Source organism: Mycobacterium sp. D16Q13 (assembly GCF_002013375.1).
GTDB lineage: Bacteria > Actinomycetota > Actinomycetes > Mycobacteriales > Mycobacteriaceae > Mycobacterium.
Window position 1 is genome coordinate 35,460 of the sequence record NZ_MAEW01000026.1, and the last position, 22,722, is coordinate 58,181.

Consider the following 22,722-nt stretch of genomic DNA (forward strand, 5'->3'; position numbering starts at 1 on the left):
CTAGCGTTGTGCGTAACGGAATCTCGCCGGCAGTCGATATGGACGTCGGGGGAACTGGTGGAAGGTAGACGAGAATGCCCTTGACGGCGAAGTTGATTGTTGGTTCTGGCGCGGTGGCATTGTCGCTGGTTGCGGGCGGTGGAATCGCTTCCGCCGACCCGGATGTGACGGCTATCGTCAACACCACGTGCACCTACCCGCAGATTATGGCGGCACTGAACGAGCAGTCGCCCGCGGCGGCACAGCAGGTGAACGCGAATCCGATCGCCGGTGCGTGGCTGCAGCAGTTCGTGGCCTCTCCGCGAGCGAAGCGGCAGCAGATGGTCAACGAGGTGCGCGGTATGCCCGCCGTTCAGGAGTACACCGTCCTGATCAACCAGGTCGCCAACTCCTGCAATAACTACTGATCGGCGATTTCCCGGCCGCTACCTCATAATGGTGATGGGGCGGCCGGTCCATTGATGCGTCGGCACGCTTGCTAAGCCTGGTAGTCAGTGTGAGGTATATCCCGCTGGCTATCAGACCTTATTGACTTAGGCTAGGCTTGGTTTAATTGACCCCAAAGGGCCGGATTGCCGGCTTCTATCGGGTCGTGACCATGCCGAGCACTGGTCAGGGCGGGTTCGCTCAACGAACGAGAGACCCAACGTCACACGCTGGATACGCCGTGCGCGGCGCTGGGTAAGGAGAATCGGCTGAACGGGCTGTATGACCAGAGCCAGGAGAAAAGTAGCTGCGGCGTCGGCTTCCTGACCCGCAAGGACGGCGTGCAGACACACGACGTAGTGCGGATGCTCCACGAGGCGCTCTGCGCCGTTCCGCACCGCGGTGGGATGTCTTCCGAAGGTGTCGGTGACGGAGCCGGTGTCAACATGGACCTGTCCTTGCGCTTCTTCTCCGAATTGACGGGTGATCCCGGCTTGCGACCGGGCCAGTTCGGCGTGGGCAACTTCTTCCTGCCCAATGACCCGGCGTTCCACCCCGAGGCCGAGGCGGTCATCGAGCAGGCACTGCTCGCCCAGGGATTCACGATTCTGCTCAAACGCGATGTGCCGGTGAACAATGCGGCGATCCGCCCGGCAGCCATCAGATATCAGCTGCCGATACGGCAGTGGGTGTTCCTCTCCGACTCCGACCGCAAGACGCATGAGGCGCTGATGGCGATCGAAGCTGTCGGCTACACACGCCCGGAATTGCTAGGGCTGTACCCACTCTCGCTCAGCACGCAGACTCAGGTTCTCAAGGGGCGCCTTAACTCGAATGAAGTGGTGCCCTACTTCAGTGACCTATCCGACCCGCGCATGGAAGTGCACTCGATGTTCTTCCACACGCGGTTCTCGACGAACACCGCGCCGAATGCCACCATGGCCCAGCCGTTCCGGTTGATGGCGCACAACGGTGAGCTCAACACCGACAAGAAAAATCGCCTATCCGAAAACGCTATGGCACGCGCCCGTAATCGAGCGATCATTCGCCCGGTAGGGCAATCGGACAGCTGCCGGCTGGACCAGACCCTCCAGAGCCGTGTGCTCGAGGATGACCTCGATCTTGTCACCGCCGTTGTCGCGATGATGCCGCCCGCGTGGGAGAACGACACGACACTCTCGCCCGAAGTGACGGCCATGCTGGAGTACTTCAGCCTCTACGAGGAGAAGAACGACGGCCCGGCCGCGTTGATCTTCGGAGACGGCACCATCATCGGCGCACGCCTGGACCGGCTGGGCCTTCGGCCGCTGCGCACCGTCGAGACGGCCGAGTACCTGGGGGTGATGTCCGAGGCCGGCCAGATCTACTTTGACCCCGACACGGTGCTCGAGCGTGGCCGCATCGAAGCCGGCGGCATGCGCTACTACGACCACGCCGAGCGTCGGTCCTACGGCACTGTTGAAGCGCTGGAAAAGCTTGCCGCGCGCCATGATTACCCCACCATGCTGGCGCAGGCCCGCGTGAACATCGCCGATCTGCCCCATGTGCCCCCCTTGGGCCAGGGTTCGCCGGCACGGTATGACGGTGACCTCGACCGGCACCAGCGGTACGTGGCCTATTCGCTCAACCAGGAGAGCTTCAAGTTCCTGATGGATCCGATGCTGGCCACCGGCCAGGAAAAGATCTCCGCGATGGGATACGGCGCGGCCATCAACGCGCTCTCCAATCAGGAAGGCGGCGTTGCGAAATACTTCTCGCAGCGATTCGCTCAGGTGACCAACCCGCCGCTGGACTCCATCCGCGAGGCGGATGGAATGACCTTGCGTGTCGCGCTTGGCGCGAAACCCAACAGCGGGGCACAGCCCGCACCGCAGATCGTGGTGCCCTCCCCCGTCCTCACTCATCTCGACATGCTCAAGATCCGCGAGCAGCAAGGCACCCCGGTGCGGCGTTTCGGGATGCGCTACCGAGTCGAGCTGTCCAACCCTGAGTCGAACGCCGAGCGGATCGTGCTGGCTATCGATGAATTATGCGATGCGGTAGAGGAATTCGCCCGGGAAACTGGCGGTATTGCCGTCATCTCCGATCGCCATGTCTCCAGTGATCGCGCCGCGATGCCCCTCATCATCGTGATTTCCGCCATCAACCAGCGGCTGATCGAAGAGGGCCTGCGGCTGCGCGTTTCGCTGATCGCCGAGAGTGGGCAACTGTGCTCCTCCCATCACGTGGCCGCTGTGCTGGGCTTCGGAGCTTCGGCGGTGTATCCGCTCGCGGTGCAGATGCGGGCAGAGGAAAAGTACGGCGCCGATGCTGACAAGGCGTTCAAGCATTTCGCCAAGGCAGCCGAGAAATCCCTGATGAAGACGATGGGCCGGGTCGGTCTCTGTACCGTCGAGAGTTACATCGGTGGAGAGTTCTTCGAGCCCAACTATCTGGACACGTCGGATCCGGTGTTGCACAGGTACTTCCCCAATGTGACGTCACCGGTCGCCGGTGTCGGATTCTCCACGCTGGCGGCGGCGGTCGCCGATTGGCATGCGCGGGCACTGGCGGTAACAGGTGAGAAGGACGTTCCATTACTCGGGCTGTTCAAGGAGCGGGCCGAAGGCGCCGGCCACTCGTACGGGACGACAGCCGTGCGTGGGTTCGTGGACATGACCGAGGAAGAAATCTCGTTCGGGGACGACGCGCGCCCGGATAACCCCGACATGGCCGACCCAACCTACCTGCGGCTGCTGCCATTGCACCAGCTCGAGGGTGCGTTCGGCCTGGACGATGGTGCCTACCGCAACAACAGCTTTGACGAGCTGCCCGCACGTGCCGTCGACAGTTTCGACATTACGCCCGGTTACCGCAGCTTCGTCCGGGCAATGAACACGGAACGTACCCGGCGCCCAGCCGCTCTTCGCGACGTGCTGGCCCTGCCCGCCGACGTCAACTTCGTGCGTACGGCCAATGAGTTCCGCAGGGAAATGGGGCAATTCGCCCGGTTTGGGAACAACGACTTTCAGGTGCGTGGCCTGTCCTGCCAGCAGACTGACGACGAGTTCGTCCTGCGGCTCGCGCACACCCACGAACGGCTGGCGGCTCTTGCGGCCTCGCTGCGCGTGCGGTTCGGCAGCGACATCACCGGCCAGGAGATCGTCGGCGACGAGCTGCGGGTGCGTGCGACAGGTCAGGCGGCGATCTACCTGGCGAAGATCAGGACGGCCCCCGAGTCGGTTCCGTTGTCCTCGGTGCAGCCGGCCAGCGAGATCACGCCGACGCTGACATCGGGAGCCATGAGCCACGGCGCGTTGGTTGCCCCGGCGCATGAGGCGGTGGCGCATGGAACCAACCTGGTTGGCGGCCTGTCGAACTGTGGTGAGGGCGGCGAGCACATCAGCCGTTACGGAACCATCCGCGGCTCTCGTATCAAGCAGTTCGCGTCGGGCCGCTTCGGGGTGTGGGCGGGTTACCTCGCCGACCCGATGCTTCAGGAGTTGGAGATCAAGATCGGTCAGGGCGCCAAACCCGGTGAGGGCGGGCAGCTTCCTGCGCCCAAGGTGACCGTGCAGATCGCGGCGGCACGCGGCGGCACCCCTGGCGTTGAACTCGTCTCTCCCCCACCCCATCACGACACGTACTCGATCGAGGATCTTGCCCAGCTCATCCACGATTGCAAGGCCGCGCGCGTCCGGGTGATCGTGAAGCTGGTGTCTTCGGAGGGCATCGGCACGATCGCGGTGGGTGTCGCGAAGGCCGGTGCGGACGTCATCAACGTCGCCGGGAACACCGGCGGCACCGGCGCGGCTGCCGTGACAAGCCTCAAGTACGCGGGCCGGTCCGCCGAGATCGGCGTCGCGGAAGTACATCAGGCGCTTTGCGCCAACGGAATTCGGCAGAAGGTGGTGCTGCGCTGCTCGGGTGCGCACCAGACCGCCAGTGACGTCATCAAGTCGGCGCTGCTGGGCGCGGACAGCTTCGAGTTCGGAACCACCGCGCTGATGATGCTCAAGTGCGTCATGGCCAAGAACTGCAACATCAAGTGCCCCGCCGGGTTGACGACCAACGCCGAGGTGTTCGAGGGTGACCCACGCGCGCTCGCCCAGTATCTGCTGAACATCGCGCATGAGGTGCGGGAGATCCTGGCGGCCCTCGGCCTGCGGACACTGCGCGAAGCGCGCGGGCGCAGCGACCTGCTGCACCTGTTGGACCATCCCTCGAGCATCGGCACCCTCGATCTGCGCCGAATGCTCGCGGTGGCAGAGGAATTCGTCGTCGAGAACCCCGTGTACATGGAGAAGGACTACTCGGTGGACGACGCGTTCGCCGCCCAGCTCGATCTTGACGGCGCGGTACTGCCGCCCATGGGATTGACCAATCAGAACAAGAGCGTGGGCGGGCAGCTCGCGATCGACATCGAGCGGATGCTCAACTACCAGGGGGCGGACGGATCCGCGGTTGCCGCCGACGAGCGCGGCCGCCGTTATCTGCTGCCGGAGAGCGTCACCATCACCACCACCGGTTCGGCGGGCCAGAGCTACGGCGTCTTCTGTAACGACGGCATGGTGCTGACGCACACGGGCACCTGTAACGACGGCGTCGGCAAGAGCGCCTGCGGCGGCACGATCACGGTGCGCTCGCCGGGCGGCGGTTCGGATGCCGCCGGAGGCAACGTTCTCATCGGTAACTTCGCACTGTTCGGCGCCTCCGGCGGCCGACTCTTTGTCGAGGGTCAGGCCGGCGACCGCTTCGCCGTTCGAAACTCGGGTGCCACAGCGGTGGTCGAAGGAGTCGGCGAATTCCTGTGCGAATACATGACAAACGGAGCTGTTCTCAACATCGGTGGCTTTGGTAAGGGCGTCGCGAATGGGATGAGCGGCGGCTTCCTGTATCAGTACGACCCACTGGGCGAACTGCCGTCGAAGGTAAGCACCGACTCGGTACTGGTACTGCCCGTCACCGATGCGCCGTTCCACGAGGCGGCCGCACGCATCCTGCTCGAATGGCATGTATCGGCTACCGGATCGGCCAAAGGTCAGGCTTTACTTGATGATTGGCAGTCCACTCGAGAGCACCTGGTCTATACGATGTCGCGGGCTCTGCTGCAATACCAGGATTCCGACGCCATTCTGCACGGCAAGACACGCAAGGAGCTGTTGGACGAGCTCACCGCTGCCCTGGCCGGCTACCAGGTGCATAAGTTGAAGCGGTCGTATCGCGACCAGCGCGATGTCCTCGGTGGATCTGTGCCCGCCTATGGCGACACCGATACCGAGGGCATGTACGCGCTGCTCAACACCTACACGGTCCTGAACATGGCACAGCAGCTCGCACTATCGAGGATGGCGAACGTCACGGAGGTGACGGATCCGCGGATCGACAAGGCGGTGCGCAATCTCGTGCTGACCGAAGACTTTTTCCTGATCCAGAAGCTGCAGAAGTATGCGAGGGAGGCAATCGACGGATACAGCGACGAGGACCTGGCCGTGCTCATCGCGGACAAGCGCCTTACCGACTACAAGGACGCGCTGAACCAGCGCAATGTCCTGTCAATGGACAGCCCCGGCACCTATGGCTGGATCCTCTTCCAGAGCGCCAAGAACCTGGACAAGATCGGCCGTCTGCCTTCCTTCGAAGAGCTATTCGCACATCAGGCGTTGCCTGTCGTCGCCCTCTCCGGACCGTCCCTCCAGACCACGTGAAGAAGCCATGAAGATCGCCTACATTCCCGAAGACGCCCCATTCAACGAGGACCAGCGCGCCTGGCTCTCGGGCTTCCTGGCGGGGCTGCATTCCCGCCTTGCCATGAACCTGGCGGCTCCGCCTCCGGCTGCCACCGCAGACCTGGCAGCTCCGCGGCCGCCGCTGCGGGTTCTCTACGGCACGCAGACCGGCAACGCCGAAGGCGTGGCCGGTGACATCGCCGCGGCCGCCAAGGCGCAAGGATTCGACGCCACGGTCAGCGGACTCGACGAGATAGCACTCGACGAATTCGCCGGGCTGAAATACGTCCTCATCGTCACGTCCACCTATGGCGAGGGCGAGATGCCCGACAATGCCGAATTGTTCTGGGAAGCACTGTCTTCGGCACTGGCGCCGCGGCTCGAAGGGGTGTCCTACGGAGTGCTCGCGCTCGGCGACACCAGTTATGACGGCTTCTGCCAGGCGGGCAAGCTCATCGACACCCGGCTCGAACAACTCGGCGCGAGCCGGGTGGTGGGGCGCACCGACTGCGATATCGACTACGAGGCGCAGGCCGCGGAATGGGTGCTGGGGGCGGTAGGGAGCCTGGCGACCCTGGCCGGGGCCAGCGGCGGTCCCGGCACTCCCCCGCCGAGTATCGCGGCACGATCCGGGTGGACCCGGAAGAACCCATTCTCCGCGGAGGTACGGGTCAACAGGCTGCTCTCACGGGCCGGTTCAGACAAGGAAATTAGGCATTTCGAGTTCGCGCTCGCAGACAGCGGAATCGTGTACGAGGCCGGCGATGCCCTTGCGGTCATCCCGGAGAACGACCCGGCACTTGTGGAGGCGATCGCCGATCACTTCCGTGTCTCTGTCGGCACGCTTGTCGACGGCGAGCCGTTGGGCGAGCTGCTGGGCGCACGCTACGAGATCAGTACGCCGTCACGGGATCTGTTGAGCGAGGTGGAGAGCCGCGCGGAGAGCGAGGAGTTCTCACACGCCTTGCGCGGCGGGGTCAAGGAGGTGCTGGACGCCTGGCTGTACGGCAAGGACATCCTGGACATCCTGCGTATCGGCGGGGATGCGCTCAGCCTTGAAGAGTTCGTCGGACTCCTCAAACCGCTTCCGCACCGCGCCTACTCGATCTCGTCCAGCGCGCTGGCCCATCCCGACCGCATCCATTTGACGGTGGCCAGCGTCCGCTACCAGAGCTTGGGCCGCGAGCGCGGCGGCGTATGTTCCACCTTCCTGGCTGACCGCAGCAGCAGTGCCCGAATCTTCCTGCAGCCCAACAAGTCATTCCGGGTGCCCACCGACGATGACGCTCCGATGATCATGGTGGGCCCCGGCACCGGCGTAGCACCATTCCGGGCGTTCCTGCAGGAACGGGAGCAACGTGGTGCCAGTGGCCGTAACTGGCTGTTCTTCGGTGACCAGCACCGGGAGCATGACTACATCTACGAGAACGAGCTGGACGGCTGGCATGCCTCCGGACTCCTCAGCCGCCTGGACCTGGCGTTCTCTCGCGACCAAGCGCAGAAGGTCTATGTACAGACGCGGATGCGCGAGCACGGCCGGGATCTGTTCACATGGCTCCAGGACGGTGGGCACTTCTATGTGTGTGGCGATGCCACGCGCATGGCCAAGGATGTGGACAAGGCATTGCACGAGATCGTCGGTGAGCACGGCGCATTGAGCCCCGACGAAGCCTCTGAGTACGTCAACACCCTCAAGCGGGAAAAGCGGTACGTCCGCGATGTGTACTGACGGCCGGCGTTGCGAACACTGCCCCGCCCGACGGATCGTGGCGGGGCCCAGGGCCATCGCCGAAGCACTACCCGCGCTCGGCACGGTCGTCGCGGTCACCGCGAACGACGCCGCCCTGCTGAGCCACACCGGCGAGTACCTCGAACCCTCATTTCCGGGCGATGCGCTCAGCTGCGATGACGAATATGTTGCGCTGCGGCTGAATCCGGCCCTCGTGCGCGAGGCGTTCCTCGCTCCACGGGGGCTGACGATAGTCGGTGACACGGGCACCCACCGTGCCTATCTCACGCCGCTCTCGGACCGCCTGACGGTCAGCGCGCTCGAACTGGCGCCAGCGCCCGATCCGGAGGCGTTCCCCGTCACGGACTGGTCGGACGTCAGCTGGCGAGACACCGACCAGCTCACCCATCTCGACGCCCTCACCCCTGGGCGTTACCGGGTGCTCCCCTTTACCGGTGCCCGCACGATCGATTCCGCGGTTGTGCCTCATCTCCTGGCCCACCTCGTCGATGTGGACATGCCGTTTACCGTCGCGGTCCCCGGCGGTGGCTGTGTCCAGTTGCACCGCGGCCACGCCGCGATGGTCGAACAGGCAGGCGCGCATATCGCCGTCATCTTCGGTGCCTCGCGGTACGCCATGGACCCGGTGTTCGTCGCCGAGAGCTGGGTAACGCATGCGTACGGCACCCAGGGGCTGACCTCCTCGGTGGAGCTGTACGACCACAGCCACCGTTGTGTCACCGCTATTACACAGACCGGGCCGATCACGGCCCGACTGCACCAGGCATGGGAGCACATGGTTGCCTCGCTGCCGGCCGGTGTTTGACCGACGCAGGGCGGATGTTTCGGCGCTTTGCTCACAGCGGCCGGTCGCTGGCGTGTGAACAGATTGAGATGTCCCGGTGAATTGGGGGCAGCGTCCGGGAAATTGTGCGGCCCTAGCGTGTCCGCATGAGAGCGACACCAGGAGTGTGCAACATGGGCCGTGAACCGTGAGCAGCCTGGCCAAGATCGGCGATCCGATTCTGCCCGGTCGGAACGCGGACCTGCGACAGGCGCAGTACTACCAGGATGTCATCGGAGAGCTGCGTTCGGTGGCACGGCGGGAATTGGACGACCATCTCGCCTCTCTGGAGCGAAGAAGACAGAGCGGCAAGCCATCCAGCCTCTCGCGCCTGCACCGGCTCGTCGGCGCCAAGCGTGCGGAACTGGCCGCCCTCGACCAGCTGCTCGTGGCGCTCAGCGATCGATTCGGTGACCACTCGACCCTCTCAGCCGGGTAGTCCCGCCCGTCGGTACGAAGTGCCTGGGTGGCCGTCGGCCAGGTGTGGGCCGTGACCGCCGAGATGCTCACGCAGCGTGTGCCTTTCGCGATGATGCGGCACCCGCCCGCGGCGGCGCAGCTCGGGCACGACGAAACGGGCGAAATCGACGAAGGTCCCGGGTGTGGTCACGTACGCGACGTTGAACCCGTCGACGTCCGCCTCGTCGACCCAGCGTTCCAGTTCGTCGGCGATACCGGAGGCCGAGCCGACGAGAACCGGTCCGCGCCCGCCTATCCCGATTTCCTGCGCCAGTTCCCGCGTTGTCCAGGTTCGGCTCGGGTCCTTGGTGAACGAGGCCAATGCCGAACGGTTGGCATCGGTCTCGACATGACGCAGTGGCTCGTCGGGGTCCAGTTCGGCGAGGTCGACGCCGGTCCAGCCGCCGAACAGTGCCAATGCGCCAGCGGTGCTGACGAATTGGCGGTACTGGCGCAATTTGGCGACTGCCAGGTCGTGGGTCTCGGCGACGATCGGCGTCACCATCGTGAATACCTTGATGGACCGGGGGTCGCGGCCCAGCCGGGCGGCTTCGTCGCGAAGTGCCCGCACCGGCCCCCGCACCATCTCGGGCGTCGGGCCCGACACGAACACCGCTTCAGCGTGCGCGGCCGCGAATCGGACTCCGCGCGGTGAGGTACCGGCCTGGAACAGCACCGGCGTGCGCTGTGCGGACGGTTCGCACAGGAATGGTCCGGGAACGGTGAAGTACCGGCCGCGGTGCTCGATGTCGTGGACCTTGGCGGGGTCGGTGAAGATACCGCGTGCGCGGTCACGCACCACCGCGCCGGCCTCCCAGGAGCCCTCCCAGAGCTTGTAACAGACCTGCAGGTACTCGTCGGCGATGTCGTAGCGCTGATCGTGCGGTATCTGCGCGTCCAGCCCCAAATTCCTTGCCGCACTGTCGAGATAAGAAGTCACGATGTTCCAGGCGACCCGCCCCTCGGTGAGGTGATCGAGCGTTGAGAGACGACGGGCCAATGCATACGGCTGTTCGTATGTGAGTGACAGCGTGATGCCGAACCCGAGTGTTTCGGTGACTGCCGCCATCGCCGAGACGGCCAACGTCGGATCATTGACCGGGAACTGCGCGGCATCGGCCACGGCGGCATCCCGTGAACCGCCGAAGACGTCGTAGGCGCCCAGCACATCGGCGAGGAACAGCAGATCGAAACCCCCGGCCTCAAGGGACCGGGCGAGCCCCGTCCAATAGCTCAGCGTGCGGTAGCGGTGTCCCTGGTCCTCGGGATGGCGCCACAGGCCGGGTGACTGGTGACCGACACATGCCATGTCGAAGGCGTTGAGATAGATCCGGCTCATAGCGAATCTCCGATCCGATCGCGGTAGGTCTCGCGCGCGGCGCGTGCCGAGGCGAAGGTGAGTGCCGCCAGCACCAGGTAGTAGATGACGATGAGCCAGGGGCTGCCGTGATTGGCGGCCAGGAGTGCCGCGGCGATCAACGGGGCAAACCCGCCAGACAGCACGGCACCGATCTGGTAGCCGAGGGATGCCCCGCTGTAGCGGACGCGGGTGTCGAAAAGCTCGGCGAACCACGCCGCCTGCGGCCCATACATGGCGTCGTGAACGATGTTGATGCCGAACACAATGGAGAGCACGACGAGGACTTTCGACCCGCTCGCGGCGGCCAGGAAGAACAGCGTCAGGGCCACCGGCCCGGCGGCGGCGCCGAACAGATAGAGCGCGCGGCGGCCCACCTTGTCCGAGAGCGCCGCCCACGCAGGGGTGCTCAGGATGCCGATCGCCGAAGAGATCAGGACGGCGGTCAACCCAACCTGACTGTCCTTCCCGAACAGGTCCTGCAGGTACGTCAGCGAGTAGGTCGTCAACAGCACGAACAACGCGATCTGGGATAGTCGTAAGCCGGTGGTGAGCAGCACATTACGGGGCTGTGTGCGCATCACCTCCACCACCGGCAGGCGCGCGACCTCGCCGCGCTCGCGCACCTGCCGGAAGACCGCCGATTCGCTCAGCCGCAGCCTGATCGCCAGTCCGATGACGACCAGGACAACACTGCTGAGGAATGGGATCCGCCAGCCATACGCGAGAAACGCCTCCGGCCCGGTGAGCAGGCGGGTCAGACCGAATACCCCGGTGGCCAAGAGCATTCCCGCGGGCGAGCCCAGCTGGGTGAAGCTACCGAACAGGCCCCGGCGACCGGCAGGGGCGTGTTCAACCGATAGCAGGGCGGCCCCGCCCCATTCCGCTCCCGCAGCAAGGCCCTGCAGTACCCGTAGCACTGCCAGCGCCGCCGGTGCGAGAACACCCACCTCGGCATAGGTCGGCAGGGCGCCGATGATCGCGGTGGCGATGCCCATGAGTAGCAGAGCGCCGACGAGAACAGCCTTACGCCCCAAGCGGTCTCCCACATGCCCGGCGATCACCGCTCCGATTGGTCGCGCACCGAAACCTGCCGCGTAGGTGGCGAATGAGGCAAGCGTGCCCGCGGTCGGTGAGACGGTCGGGAAGAACAACGGCTTGAGGACAAGCGCTGCAGCCGTCGCATAGAGGTAGAAGTCGTACCACTCGATCGTGGTGCCGACCATGCAACTCAGCGCCACGGTGCGGGCACCGGGACTGCCCGTGCTCGCGTCGGCGGCAGGCGCCGCGCTGGTGGTGGTCACGTGACGCCATGGTGTACTGCCCGGCGGCTGGTGGGAACCTTTGCGCTCGGCGGGATTTCAGCGGCAGGGCTAGAAGCCGCCAGCCCGCATATCGGGCTGTGAATCCTCCAGTGGGGTAAGGATTGTCGCGAGCCACGTCACGGTCAGAGTCGCCGAGGAAAGTGCGGTGAGCAGCGTCCATACCAACGGATCGGACCCGTCGGCGGTCTGATGCCACCACAGTGCGGCGAGACTGGTCACCGTGCCAAGCGCCGCGGTGTACGCCGCCGCGCAGCACCACCGGAAGTGTCTCCGCCGCAGAGCGATGAGCGAGACAACGCATGCCGCCAGGAACATGATCGATGTCCCCGGCACGACCGCGTCGACATGCAGCGACGGGCTGACGTGGGCACCGAGGTTTGACCAGCGGCTCGTCGCGGCCAGTCCCAGGACGATGGCCGCCACTAGCGCGGTCCAGCGGCGTGGCCTGCTCATCCAGACGTCCTCAAGCACGCCGCGCTCGATCGCGCGAAGCGTGTCCTCAAGCCCAACGTCCTGGCGCTGCGTCTTCACTCAATGCCTCCCAATTTCGAACATCTCTGAGAGTAGAGGTCGGATGCGGGGCCCCGGCAGTTCCGTGCCACTTGTCGCCCGTCCTGCTAGGTTCCGGCCGTGGACCTCTTCACCCACAGCTGGGCTGCCCTGCGTGCCGCGGTCGCAGGTCTGCAAGACCAGGCGTTTGCGCAGCCCTCCGGCTGCACCGGGTGGCTCGTCCGCGATCTGGTGTGTCACCTGATCATCGACGCCCAGGATGTGCTGATCACGCTCGCGACCCCCAGTGGCGCGTCACCAACCCACAACGCCCTGACCTACTGGGACGTGCTGGACGCACCGCCGAGCGGTCAAGATCCGCTGGACGCGCTGATTGTGCGGCTTGCCGCCGCCTACCGGGAGCCCGGTCTGCTCACCTTCCATCTCGACGATCTCGGCGCGGCCGCAGGGCGTGCGGCGTCGCTCGCCGACCCGGACCAGCCGCTGGCCACGAAGGGACAGATTCTCACCGCGGGTGATTACCTCGACGCCTACGTCCTGGAGTGGACGCTGCATCATCTCGACCTTGTCGCACATCTGACCGATGTGGCCGGTCCTCCCGCTGCGGGACTCTCGCGGGCTCGTCAGATGGTGGAGCAGATAGCCGAGCAGGAGTTTCCGTTCGCGCTATCGGATACCGACGCTCTGTTGATCGCGACGGGGCGGCGCTCCCCGACCCCAGCACAGGTCCGCCAGCTGGAGGCTGATGGGGGCAGGTTTCCGGTGTTCCTCGGGTGAGTCGTCAGCGCGACGCCGAGTTCGGGTCGTAGGCGATGGCAGGAGGGTTGGTACCCCAGGGCACTAAGGGGTTGGTCCCGTAAGGAAGCCATGGATTGGTGCCGCCTGCCGGGCAGAAGATCTGTCCATGGCAGGGAGTCTCGCCGCCGGCGAGGGGTGCCCGCCGGGCCGGTGTGGGCATCGGTAGCGCCACGGCGACGGCGATAGATACCAGCGCCTGCGCGGCGCGGCGCCCTCCGATGTGTCTGATCTGCATGATCGGGACCCTTCTATCGTTCTGGTCAGTGCTGTCCGTACGGGAAGTTCTGAATGCTGACTCCCCATGGGACGTCGGGGTTGGTGCCTTCCGGGACGCGGGGACTCGTACCGCCCGGCACGCAGTACCCGAATTCATCTGTGTCGCAGGGTGTTTGAAGTGGGTCGGGATTCAGGACGCGCGCGCCATCGGCAGGCAAGAGCACAGCCACGACCGCACATGCGGCGGCCAGCGATATGCCCAGATTGGTGGCGAGCATCGATTGCTTCCCTTCTGTCGCGCGCTGGGTATGCACTGCTTCGTCTAGGCGCAGTTGAGGGTGACGTAGGCCATCTTGAAGTCCGGGGGTTCTTGTCCGCGAGCCGGCGCCGGCCTGATATCGCTCGTGTGCAGGTGGTGCACCGGAGACTGGGTCAGGATGGATCGCACCGTGCAGTCCTCGATGTCTCGGCCACCGACCTTGGTGACAATCACGCGGTACCCCTCAGAGGTGAGCATGTCGATGACGCCTTGGGCACCGCCCACCGCGGCCGGGCCCGCTACGGCAACCACTGATCCGAAAAGGGCGTCGGCCGCGATCACCGCTGCCGCGGCGAATCCCGTCGCGGACACCGCCAGGACGGGCATTCTGCTGCGTTGACCTGCGCATTGGGTGATCATTGGTGTGACTCCTCTCGTTACGAGGTCCACCATATGACACTATGTGTTATCAAGTAAACATCGTGTCATGTGGCGTGGAGCACATCTAGACGGACGAACTATTTATCGGCGCTCGCGGCTAGCATTGGGACATGACAACGCAGTTTGACGCCGTGATCGTCGGGGCCGGTTTCGGTGGGATGGGCGCAGCGATTCAGCTCAAGGAGCTGGGCCTGACCAATCTGGCGATCCTGGATCGCGAGGATGATCTCGGCGGTACCTGGCACGTCAATCACTACCCCGGCCTGGCTGTCGACATCCCGTCGGCTACCTATTCGTACTCATTTGAGCCGAACCCGTACTGGTCCCGATTGTTCGCGCCGGGCGCGGAGCTCAAGCAGTACGCCGCTCACGTCGCCGAGAAGCACGATCTGCGCAAGTACATGCGTTTCAACACCCCGGTATCGGGTGCGCGCTGGGACGAGGAAGGCCAGCACTGGGTGGTGGCCACCGAAGCCGGCGATACCGTCACCGGCAAGTACCTGCTCACGGCCACCGGCTACCTGTCGCAACCGAAAATGCCCGATATCGAGGGTATTGAATCCTTCGCCGGCAAGATCATCCACACCACCAAGTGGGACAACAGCTATCGTGCCGCGGGCCACAAGATTGGTTTGATCGGCACTGGCGCCACCGCTGTTCAGCTCATCCCTGAGCTGGCCAAGGATGCGCAACACCTCACCGTGTACCAGCGCACCCCGATCTGGGTCGTACCCAAGGCCGACGCGAGGGTCCCCGGCGTGATCAAGAAGCTATTCGCCAAGGTGCCACGTACCCAAAAGATCGCTCGCACAGTGGGTTCGGCGATCCTTGAGGTGATCATGGTGGGCGGAGTGCTGCATTTCCGCCAGTTCCGGCAGGCCAACAACGGGGCCGCGATGCTGGCCAAGGCGCATTTGTTCGCGCAGGTGCGTGATCGCGACCTGCGCCGCAAGCTGACGCCCGACTATGACTTCGGCTGCAAGCGGCCAACCTTCTCGAACACGTACTTCCGAGCGTTCAGCAAGAAGAACGTGAGTCTCGAGACGGCATCGATCGAGCGCATCGAGCCCGACGGCATTGTCACCGCGGACGGTCGCAAGACGGTCATCGACACCCTGGTGCTGGCCACCGGTTTCAATCTGTGGGAATCAGCCTTCCCCGCGTTCGAGGTGGTCGGTCGTGAGGACTACAACCTCGGAAAGTTCTGGCGGGACAATCGTTTCCAGGCATTCGAGGGGATTGCGGTCCCCAAGTTCCCCAATCTGCTGACGCTCAACGGGCCCTACTCCTACAGCGGGTTGTCCTACTTCGACACCATCGAGTCCCAGATGCGGCATATCAAGCGGCTCTTCGGCGAGATGGCGCGCACCGGCACCGAGACCTTCGAGGTCACCGACGAGGCCAACACCGAATTCCTGAATCGCATGGTTGGCAACCTGGACAATTCGGTGTTCTACCTCGGCAGCTGCCAGACGGCACGAAGCTACTACTTCAATCAGCACGGGGAGGCCGCGCTGCTGCGCCCGACCTCGACGGCCAGCGCGTACAAGGAGCAGGAGTCCTTCCCGCTGGAGGCGTACCAGCTGGCCTAGCCCGGCTCGTCGCAGATTTAGGTGAGGACACAGTCACCGCAGACCGCGGAACGGTCGTCGGTGAGCTGGTAGATAAGGCAGCAGCTGCGCCTCCGGAAATCCGGTCCCGCGCGCAGGGTGCCGTCGTCGATGCGCTGGTCGCGAAGGTATGCGTTGGCGACTTCGCGGGCGGCCTCGGTCAGCTCCGATCGCGATGAGGCAATCAGACGCGCGGCGCTATTGACGGCCGATCCGATGTTTCCCCACAGAACGCGGTGACTTACGCCGGATTGGTCCATCACGCCCCGAGTTATCAATTCGACGGCCGATCCGGCAGAGGTGTTGTGCTCCCCCGCCCGTAGGACCACTGACAGCGGAAACGGGCCGCCCAGTGCGTCCTGCCACCACAACTCGCGCAAGTCCTGCGAGATGCGCAGCTCACCGCATGTCGCGGCGGCAACGGTGGGCGCGAGGATGCGGGCGACAAGGCCAAGGTGAGCCACGGAGGCCGCTACCCGCGGATCGATGTCGGCGGGGCTTATCGCCATGCGTGCGGCGAGACTGACTCGCACGCTGTCGATCCGGTCCGCGAGTGCGCTCGATCCGTCGGCCAGCTCCGCCATCGGACGCCACGGATGCACCGGTACCTCCCCGGCGTCATGGGCCTCGACGGTGAAGAAGGGCCCGAAGGCCGACAGCTCAACCGCGCTCACACGCCGATGATGCCACCAGCACGATCAAGATCACGCGCGGGCGAGGTATTCGGATTAAGTTGTTTGCGTCCACCGCATCGATAGGCGGTGTGCACGAAAGGGGTGTTTGGTGGCTGAGCAGGTCGGGGACCTCACTACTGTCAACTTTGAATACCACTACTCGCATCCTGCCCATAGCGTCTGGTCGATACTCAACTCGCCACAGCTATTCGGGCAGTGGGTCAGAGACTTCGGGCCAACGAAATACGAGACAGGACTTGACTTTTCGTTTAACGTCTTCCCGTTCGTGGGAAGCGGATTCGTCGGCGAGATCGACGGCCGGTTCACTGAGGTGGTCGACGATGAGGTGTTGGCCTACCGAATGGCCACCCGCGACGGTTCGATCGTCATCGACTCGCGCTGGATCCTGAAGCCGGACTCGGAGGGCACGCGACTGTCTGTCGAAGCGACCGGATTCAATCCGAAGGACCACGACCAGATGCGGTTCCGGCAGCTGTGTCTCGTGGGCTGGCCCGCCGTTCTGGAGCGGATTGACGACTTCCTGCGGGAGCGTTGATCGCGCAGAAAGTCGCGCTGGTGACTACTCGATCACGCGAACAAGGTAGGGGGCCATGTCATTGAAGCGCACCGGCGATACCTGCACCGCGGGTTCGGACGCCTCGAGCATGAGGTTGTTCCCCAAGAACATCGTCACGCTCTGGCTCCCGTTGGGGCCATAAAAGATGAGATCTCCCGGGAGTGCCTGTGCTGGAAGAACTTTCCGGCCACCTTTGTAGTCGTACTGGTCGCCGGACCGGCGGGGCAGTTTGATGCCGGCGGCGGCGTAGGAGTAGACCATGAGCCCGGAGGCGTCGAATCCCGGAACCTTCGGGGCGGGCGTAGCCACCGGGGCCGGGATCAATCCCAACAGGCTCGTCGCCGCCTCGGGTGCGGCCGGCGCGGTGTCGGTGCTCGTGGTCGGTCCGTCAGCGTTACCGCCCCCATACGTGAACGGCACGCCGCGCTGAGCCAGACCCCTCGCGATCACCGCGTTAATGGCCTTCTGCGCGTCGGCGGGGCTTCTGTGGACGTCAGCGGCGGCCAGCCCCGGCGTGGCGAACAACAGGGCGATGCCGAGCAGGACTGCGTAGGTGCGTTTCATTCGATTGTCGCTTCTCTCCGGCCGTGAACTCTGGCTCCCGGGTGGTTCCTTCCGGCCGGCGATGACCACCAAGATCCTTTCTACCGTTGACGCCGTGTAGATCCCAATTAGGTTCTGCGACATAGCCAATGAGTTGTCGTACTGTGACCGAACGGTGACACTGGGACGCTGTGCGGCGATAAGTCAACCGTTGCGCTCAACGTTTCTTGAGCGCGGTCGGCCCGCCGGTCGTAGGCTGACGCCATGACCGATCACGACCGCCTTGCCGCCCGCCGCGAGATTGCCGACGCACTCACGAGTGCGTTCGAACGGCGCCATGAAGTGCTTGATCTGATTGTGGAGGCCGATGACCGAAAGAGCGCCATCGATGCGATCGCTACATTGCTGGGAACTTCGCACCTGGGTGGCGAAGCGGTGATGGGCATGTCCTTCGACCAGCTGACCAAGGACGAGCGCCGCAAGAATGCCGCCGAACTTGAGGATCTCAACAGTCAGCTCACCTTCACCCTTCTGGAGCGCCCCGCGAGCTCGGGCGACAGCCTCGAACTGCGACCGTTCTCCGGAGACTCCGATGCCGATATCTTCGCGGCGCGCACCGAAGAGGTGGGCCAGGCGGGCGACGGTTCCGGCGCCCCGGCGGGCGGTCTCGATGATGAGTTGAGAGCGGCGCTCGCACGTATCGACGACGAGGAAGCGGCATGGTTCGTCGCATTCGAAGGGCCCAGCAAGGTGGGCATAGTCTTTGGGGAGCTGGTGGACGGCGAGGTGAACGTGCGGATCTGGGTTCATCCCGATCATCGAAAGAAGGGGTACGGCACAGCGGCTTTGCGGAAATCCCGGTCGGTGATGGCGGCCTACTTCCCCGCCGTGCCCATGGTGGTGCGGGCGCCCGGGGCCGCCCCTTCCTGAGTATCGAGGCAGGCCGGGCGCTCATCAAGAGTGTTGATCAATGTGCTTGATACACTGACGAATTGGTGTGAATTTTCTGGACGACACGCCGTCCGGCCGCACCTGTTCGGGCGGTGGATCACCGACGAAGTCCGCTACTGTTAGCGCGGTATGAGCACATACGAGGAATCTCCGATGGGCATTCTGGTGTCTCAGATCTATCGAGTGCTGTGGTCACGAGCCTCGGCGATCGTGCGCGACTTCGGTGTGACGGTGCCGCAGATGGAGTGCTTGGCCGTGCTGTCCGCGCAGCCGGGGATATCCAACGTTGAGATCGCTGCAGAGCTTCGCATCACGCCCCAGGCGGTAAGCCTGGTCCAGCGCTCACTCGAAGAGGCGGGCCTGGTACTCCGATCGCGCCGGCAGGCCGATGCCAGGGTGCTGACCACTGAGTTGACCGCCAAAGGGCGGAAGCTCTTCGAGCGTGCCGACGCCACTCTGCGCGAGGATGACGACGAGATACTCGCCAACATGACAGATAAAGATCGCGCCCAGCTGCGCAGGCTGCTCGGTGGCGTGATCGAAACTATGTCGGCCAGGTAATCCACCCGTTACTGGGTGCAAAAGCGCTCGCTGTCAACATTATTGACGATCCGTGTCGGCTTCTTTGCGCTGGTCAGGCGGGTCGTGAACTCTTTCCAACTCTTTTGCAGTTTTCCTGGATTCATTCCAGATAATTGAGGCATACTGACGTGGTGGCCCTCACATCGGATGAGTACGCGGCGCTGTTGCGGACTGCCGATCTGCGCGTGACCCGGCCCCGGGTCGCCGTTCTCGAAGCCGTGGAAGCACATCCGCATGCCGACACCGAGACTGTTTTTGGTGTCGTCAGGACCGGCCTGCCCGAGGTCTCCCGTCAGGCCGTGTACGACGTCTTGGCGGCGCTGACATCGGCGGGCCTGGTGCGCAAGATCCAGCCCTCCGGCTCCGTCGCACGATACGAATCGCGGGTCGGCGACAACCATCACCATGTCGTATGCCGCTCGTGCGGCGTCATCGCAGACGTCGACTGTGCCGTCGGTGCCGCACCGTGTCTCACCCCATCCGACTACAACGGTTTCGTCCTCGAGGAGGCCGAGGTCATCTATTGGGGCCTATGCCCCGACTGCGCTTCCCCGCAAGCGCCCACACGAATTTCGGGATCACACACGTGATCACAGCCCACATCACCCCCTCCCGAAAGGATCGCTGTGCCTGAAGAACACCCGCCCATCGCAGAGGCGAACAACCAGCCATCGAACGGTTGCCCCGTTGCGGGCGGTCGTCTCAACTATCCGGTCGAGGGTGGTAACGCCAATCGCGAATGGTGGCCCACCCAGCTCAACCTGCAAATCCTTAAGAAGAATCCTCCTGCCGCCAACCCTCTCGGTGAGCACTTCGACTACGCCAAGGCCGTCCAGACGATCGACGTCGACGCGCTCAAGGCCGATGTCGAGAGGGTGCTGACCGATTCTCAAGACTGGTGGCCCGCCGACTTCGGTAACTACGGCCCGATGTTCATTCGTATGTCGTGGCATGCCGCGGGCACCTATCGCGTCGCCGATGGCCGAGGCGGCGCGGGCGCCGGTATGCAGCGATTCGCCCCACTGAACAGCTGGCCCGACAACGTGCTGCTCGATCGCGCGCGGCGCCTGCTGTGGCCCGTCAAGAAGAAGTACGGGAACTCGTTGTCCTGGGCCGACCTCATCGTCTTTGCCGGTAACCACGCCATGGACACCATGGGATTCAAGACCTTCGGTTTCGCGTTCGGGCGTGAGGACCGCTGGGAGCCCGAACAGGACGTCTACTGGGGCCCCGAACACACCTGGTTGGGCGACGAGCGCTACACCGGCGATCGCGACCTGGAGAACCCCCTTGCCGCGGTGCAAATGGGTTTGATCTACGTCAATCCCGAAGGCCCCAACGGCAATCCGGATCCGCAGGCCGCCGCCATCGACATCCGCGAGACCTTCGCCCGGATGGCGATGAACGACGAGGAAACCGCCGCGCTGATCGTCGGTGGCCACACCTTCGGTAAGACGCACGGCGCGGGCGATGCCGGCCTGGTCGGGCCGGTTCCCGAGGACGCGCCGCTGGAGCAGATGGGCATCGGATGGAAGAGCTCGTTCGGCACCGGCAAGGGCAATGACGCGATCGGCAGTGGTCTGGAAGTCACCTGGACCCACACGCCGACCAAGTGGGACAACAGCTTTCTGGAGATTCTGTACGGCAACGAGTGGGAGCTGACCAAGAGCCCCGCCGGCGCGCATCAGTGGAAGCCCAAGGACGGCGGCTGGGCCAACTCGGTGCCGGCGGCCCAGGGCACGGGCAAGACGCATCCCTCGATGCTCACCACGGATCTATCGATGCGCTTCGACCCCATCTACGAAGGGATCACCCGGCGCTGGCTCGACCATCCCGAAGAGCTGGCCGACGCCTACGCCAAGGCCTGGTACAAGCTGATCCACCGCGACCTGGGGCCGGTCAGCCGCTATCTCGGTCCGCTGGTGCCCAAGGAGACCCTGCTGTGGCAGGACGTCATCCCCGCCTCGGACACCACCATCGGGGCCGATGACGTCGCCGAGCTGAAGAAGCAGATCCTCGCTTCCGGCCTCACGGTGCCGCAGCTGGTTTCCACCGCATGGAAGGCAGCGGCCTCCTATCGCAACAGCGACAAGCGCGGTGGTGCTAACGGTGGCCGTATCCGGCTGCAGCCGCAGGCCGGCTGGGAATCCAACGAGCCCGATGAGCTCGCCCAGGTGATCCGCACGCTCGAGGGCATCCAGGAGTCCTTCAACGCGGGAGGAAAGAAGGTTTCGTTCGCGGATCTCGTCGTGCTCGGTGGCGCTGCCGCCGTCGAAAAGGCGGCCAAGGATGCCGGTTTCGATATCGCCGTGCCGTTCACACCCGGCCGTGGCGATGCGACTCAGGAACAGACCGATGTCGAGTCGTTCTCCTACCTGGAGCCGACAGCCGATGGGTTCCGCAACTACCTGGGCAAGGGAGCGCAGATTCCTGCCGAGTACAAGTTGATCGACAAGGCCAACTTGCTGGCGCTGTCCCCGCCCGAACTGACTGTCCTCGTCGGCGGTCTGCGCGTGCTGGGTGCCAACTACCAGAGCTCCGAGCTCGGCGTGCTCACCGACAACCCCGGAACATTGACGAACGACTTCTTCGTCAATCTGGTCGACATGGGTACCGAGTGGACGCCGTCGTCGGACGGCGACGGCACCTACGTGGGAACCGATCGTGCCAGCGGTTCGGCGAAGTGGACCGCGAGCCGGGTGGATCTGGTGTTCGGTGCGAACTCCGAGCTGCGCGCTCTGGCAGAGGTTTACGCGCAGGACGACGCCAAGGAGAAGTTCGTCAAGGACTTCGTCGCGGCGTGGGTCAAGGTGTCGAACGCGGACCGGTTCGACGTTCGCTGATACTCGCAGCATGTTGATGGCCGGCTTCTTCGGGGGCCGGCCATCGCGCTATGTGTCAGGACTTGTTACGGCCTGTCGTCCGGGTCTTTCGCCTGAGCACGCGTCGTCAGCGGCACGCCTGCCTCCTCGAAGATCTCCTCGATGGCGTCCCAATCCCTCTTCCCCACCGCTGACTTGATGCGCGTCGCGTCCCGCAGAACGAACCGGAACGGCTCATCTTCGGGGGTGCCGAATCCGCCCCGAAGGCAATCGACAAGGGCGTCGAGGTTGCCGCCGAAGTAGCCGCCCGGCCCGTTCACCGCGCGGCCGAGCTCGGTGAAGAAGTCCTCCCGGGTACGCACGCGGGAGCCATCGACGAAATAGGTCTTCATGCGCCTTCGACCTCACAGAATGACTGGTAGTGATCGCCTGTGTAGTAGACGTGCGGCGGATCGTTTAGCGGATTGCCGCCAGTGATGATGCGCCGCGTGCCGCGGGTCTTACCGCCCGGAGTGCGGACCGTGTACTCGTGGTAATACCCGCGGGGCTCGGAGGGCAATATCCTCTCGCGATTCTGGAACACGACGCCGTCATTGCGGGGATACGGGAACGGTCCGCCGGCATGGATCAGGTCCACGGTTCCGGTGGCCTCCGAAGGTAGCTCGCCCAGGCTGCACTGAGAGATGGTGGCGCGCGCCGACAAGGGCTCGGTGCAACCGATGAGCGCCACCGCGAGGAGCGCGGCGCCGACGGCGCGCAAACACGGCGACATTCCTCGACGGTACTGCATGCATCTGCTGGAACTGCCGTCGATGACGACAGCGCTAGCTCGATCTTCCCCGCAGCACGGCCAATTCGTTGTGCGTGGACGCGTGCTCGACTTCGACCAGT

At 64.4% G+C, this 22,722-nt stretch carries 22 protein-coding genes; 12 read left to right on the top strand and 10 right to left on the bottom strand.

The genetic code is table 11. From position 1 onward, the window contains the following. Positions 1 to 74 precede the first annotated feature (74 nt). From B4400_RS23105 to B4400_RS23130, 5 genes are all read left to right on the top strand, one after another. Entirely contained in the window at positions 75 to 407 is a 333-nt protein-coding gene (locus B4400_RS23105; RefSeq protein WP_078292398.1) for a hemophore-related protein, read from the top strand. 288 nt (positions 408 to 695) lie between these two features. Continuing rightward, entirely contained in the window at positions 696 to 6,113 is a 5,418-nt protein-coding gene (locus B4400_RS23115) for a glutamate synthase-related protein (protein ID WP_078312979.1), read from the top strand. 7 nt (positions 6,114 to 6,120) lie between these two features. After that, the gene (locus B4400_RS23120; RefSeq protein ID WP_078312980.1) at positions 6,121 to 7,863 is read left to right on the top strand and encodes a diflavin oxidoreductase; all 1,743 of its coding nucleotides are present in this window, start codon (positions 6,121 to 6,123) and stop codon (positions 7,861 to 7,863) included. Next, positions 7,853 to 8,689, top strand: a complete 837-nt coding sequence (locus B4400_RS23125) for a ChuX/HutX family heme-like substrate-binding protein (protein WP_078312981.1) — start codon at positions 7,853 to 7,855, stop codon at positions 8,687 to 8,689. Before B4400_RS23120 ends, B4400_RS23125 begins: the two co-directional genes overlap by 11 nt. A 166-nt stretch (positions 8,690 to 8,855) precedes the next feature. Continuing rightward, positions 8,856 to 9,146, top strand: coding sequence for a hypothetical protein (locus B4400_RS23130; RefSeq protein ID WP_078312982.1), 291 nt, complete (start codon positions 8,856 to 8,858; stop codon positions 9,144 to 9,146). Here B4400_RS23130 and B4400_RS23135 read toward each other — a convergent pair. From B4400_RS23135 to B4400_RS23145, 3 genes are all read right to left on the bottom strand, one after another. Further along, positions 9,135 to 10,505, bottom strand: coding sequence for an LLM class flavin-dependent oxidoreductase (locus B4400_RS23135; RefSeq protein ID WP_078312983.1), 1,371 nt, complete (start codon positions 10,503 to 10,505; stop codon positions 9,135 to 9,137). The genes B4400_RS23130 and B4400_RS23135 overlap by 12 nt on opposite strands. Then, entirely contained in the window at positions 10,502 to 11,749 is a 1,248-nt protein-coding gene (locus B4400_RS23140; protein ID WP_078313001.1) for an MFS transporter, read from the bottom strand. The genes B4400_RS23135 and B4400_RS23140 overlap by 4 nt, the downstream gene beginning before the upstream one ends. Positions 11,750 to 11,896: 147 nt before the next feature. Beyond that, a complete protein-coding gene (locus B4400_RS23145) occupies positions 11,897 to 12,379 on the bottom strand; it encodes a hypothetical protein (protein ID WP_078312984.1) in 483 nt (160 codons plus the stop codon). A gap of 99 nt (positions 12,380 to 12,478) precedes the next feature. Between B4400_RS23145 and B4400_RS23150 the strand changes: the two genes are divergently transcribed. After that, positions 12,479 to 13,135, top strand: a complete 657-nt coding sequence (locus tag B4400_RS23150) for a maleylpyruvate isomerase N-terminal domain-containing protein (protein ID WP_078312985.1) — start codon at positions 12,479 to 12,481, stop codon at positions 13,133 to 13,135. Positions 13,136 to 13,139: 4 nt separating this feature from the next. Here the strand turns inward: B4400_RS23150 and B4400_RS23155 are convergent, their stop codons facing one another. From B4400_RS23155 to B4400_RS23165, 3 genes are read right to left on the bottom strand one after another with little or no spacing between them, the layout of a single operon-like run. Then, positions 13,140 to 13,391 (bottom strand): hypothetical protein, encoded by a 252-nt coding sequence (locus B4400_RS23155; RefSeq protein ID WP_078312986.1) that lies wholly within the window; start codon positions 13,389 to 13,391, stop codon positions 13,140 to 13,142. Between the two features lie 25 nt (positions 13,392 to 13,416). Beyond that, the gene (locus B4400_RS23160) at positions 13,417 to 13,650 is read right to left on the bottom strand and encodes a hypothetical protein (protein ID WP_078312987.1); all 234 of its coding nucleotides are present in this window, start codon (positions 13,648 to 13,650) and stop codon (positions 13,417 to 13,419) included. 44 nt (positions 13,651 to 13,694) lie between these two features. Further along, entirely contained in the window at positions 13,695 to 14,051 is a 357-nt protein-coding gene (locus B4400_RS23165; protein WP_139361797.1) for a hypothetical protein, read from the bottom strand. A 131-nt stretch (positions 14,052 to 14,182) separates the two neighbouring features. Between B4400_RS23165 and B4400_RS23170 the strand changes: the two genes are divergently transcribed. After that, positions 14,183 to 15,664, top strand: coding sequence for a flavin-containing monooxygenase (locus B4400_RS23170; protein WP_078312989.1), 1,482 nt, complete (start codon positions 14,183 to 14,185; stop codon positions 15,662 to 15,664). A gap of 17 nt (positions 15,665 to 15,681) precedes the next feature. On the opposite strand, the gene B4400_RS23175 is transcribed toward B4400_RS23170, so the two are convergent. Further along, on the bottom strand, positions 15,682 to 16,356 hold the full coding sequence (locus tag B4400_RS23175) for a (2Fe-2S)-binding protein (protein ID WP_078312990.1): 675 nt from the start codon (positions 16,354 to 16,356) through the stop codon (positions 15,682 to 15,684). 109 nt (positions 16,357 to 16,465) lie between these two features. On the opposite strand from B4400_RS23175, the gene B4400_RS23180 reads away from it, so the two are divergent. Further along, a complete protein-coding gene (locus B4400_RS23180; RefSeq protein ID WP_078312991.1) occupies positions 16,466 to 16,912 on the top strand; it encodes an SRPBCC family protein in 447 nt (148 codons plus the stop codon). 24 nt (positions 16,913 to 16,936) lie between these two features. Here the strand turns inward: B4400_RS23180 and ripD are convergent, their stop codons facing one another. Then, positions 16,937 to 17,497 carry an NlpC/P60 family peptidoglycan-binding protein RipD gene (gene ripD / locus B4400_RS23185; protein WP_057967767.1) on the bottom strand — a complete coding sequence of 187 codons (561 nt, stop codon included), beginning with the start codon at positions 17,495 to 17,497 and terminating at the stop codon, positions 16,937 to 16,939. 243 nt (positions 17,498 to 17,740) lie between these two features. Here ripD and B4400_RS23195 point away from each other — a divergent pair, with 243 nt between their 5' ends. The 4 genes from B4400_RS23195 (at position 17,741) to katG (ending at position 21,852) form a co-directional block, all read left to right on the top strand. After that, a complete protein-coding gene (locus tag B4400_RS23195; RefSeq protein WP_078312992.1) occupies positions 17,741 to 18,406 on the top strand; it encodes a GNAT family N-acetyltransferase in 666 nt (221 codons plus the stop codon). A gap of 174 nt (positions 18,407 to 18,580) precedes the next feature. Next, positions 18,581 to 18,988 carry a MarR family winged helix-turn-helix transcriptional regulator gene (locus tag B4400_RS23200; RefSeq protein WP_078313002.1) on the top strand — a complete coding sequence of 136 codons (408 nt, stop codon included), beginning with the start codon at positions 18,581 to 18,583 and terminating at the stop codon, positions 18,986 to 18,988. A gap of 152 nt (positions 18,989 to 19,140) precedes the next feature. Beyond that, positions 19,141 to 19,599: a Fur family transcriptional regulator gene (locus B4400_RS23205; protein ID WP_078313003.1), complete on the top strand. Its 459-nt coding sequence runs from the start codon at positions 19,141 to 19,143 to the stop codon at positions 19,597 to 19,599. A gap of 36 nt (positions 19,600 to 19,635) precedes the next feature. Beyond that, positions 19,636 to 21,852: a catalase/peroxidase HPI gene (gene katG / locus B4400_RS23210; protein ID WP_078312993.1), complete on the top strand. Its 2,217-nt coding sequence runs from the start codon at positions 19,636 to 19,638 to the stop codon at positions 21,850 to 21,852. Between the two features lie 65 nt (positions 21,853 to 21,917). Here katG and B4400_RS23215 read toward each other — a convergent pair whose 3' ends face one another. Both B4400_RS23215 and B4400_RS23220 read right to left on the bottom strand, forming a co-directional pair. Beyond that, positions 21,918 to 22,223: a barstar family protein gene (locus tag B4400_RS23215; protein WP_078312994.1), complete on the bottom strand. Its 306-nt coding sequence runs from the start codon at positions 22,221 to 22,223 to the stop codon at positions 21,918 to 21,920. Further along, positions 22,220 to 22,621: a guanyl-specific ribonuclease gene (locus B4400_RS23220; protein WP_078312995.1), complete on the bottom strand. Its 402-nt coding sequence runs from the start codon at positions 22,619 to 22,621 to the stop codon at positions 22,220 to 22,222. Before B4400_RS23220 ends, B4400_RS23215 begins: the two co-directional genes overlap by 4 nt. Between the last annotated feature and the right edge of the window lie 101 nt (positions 22,622 to 22,722).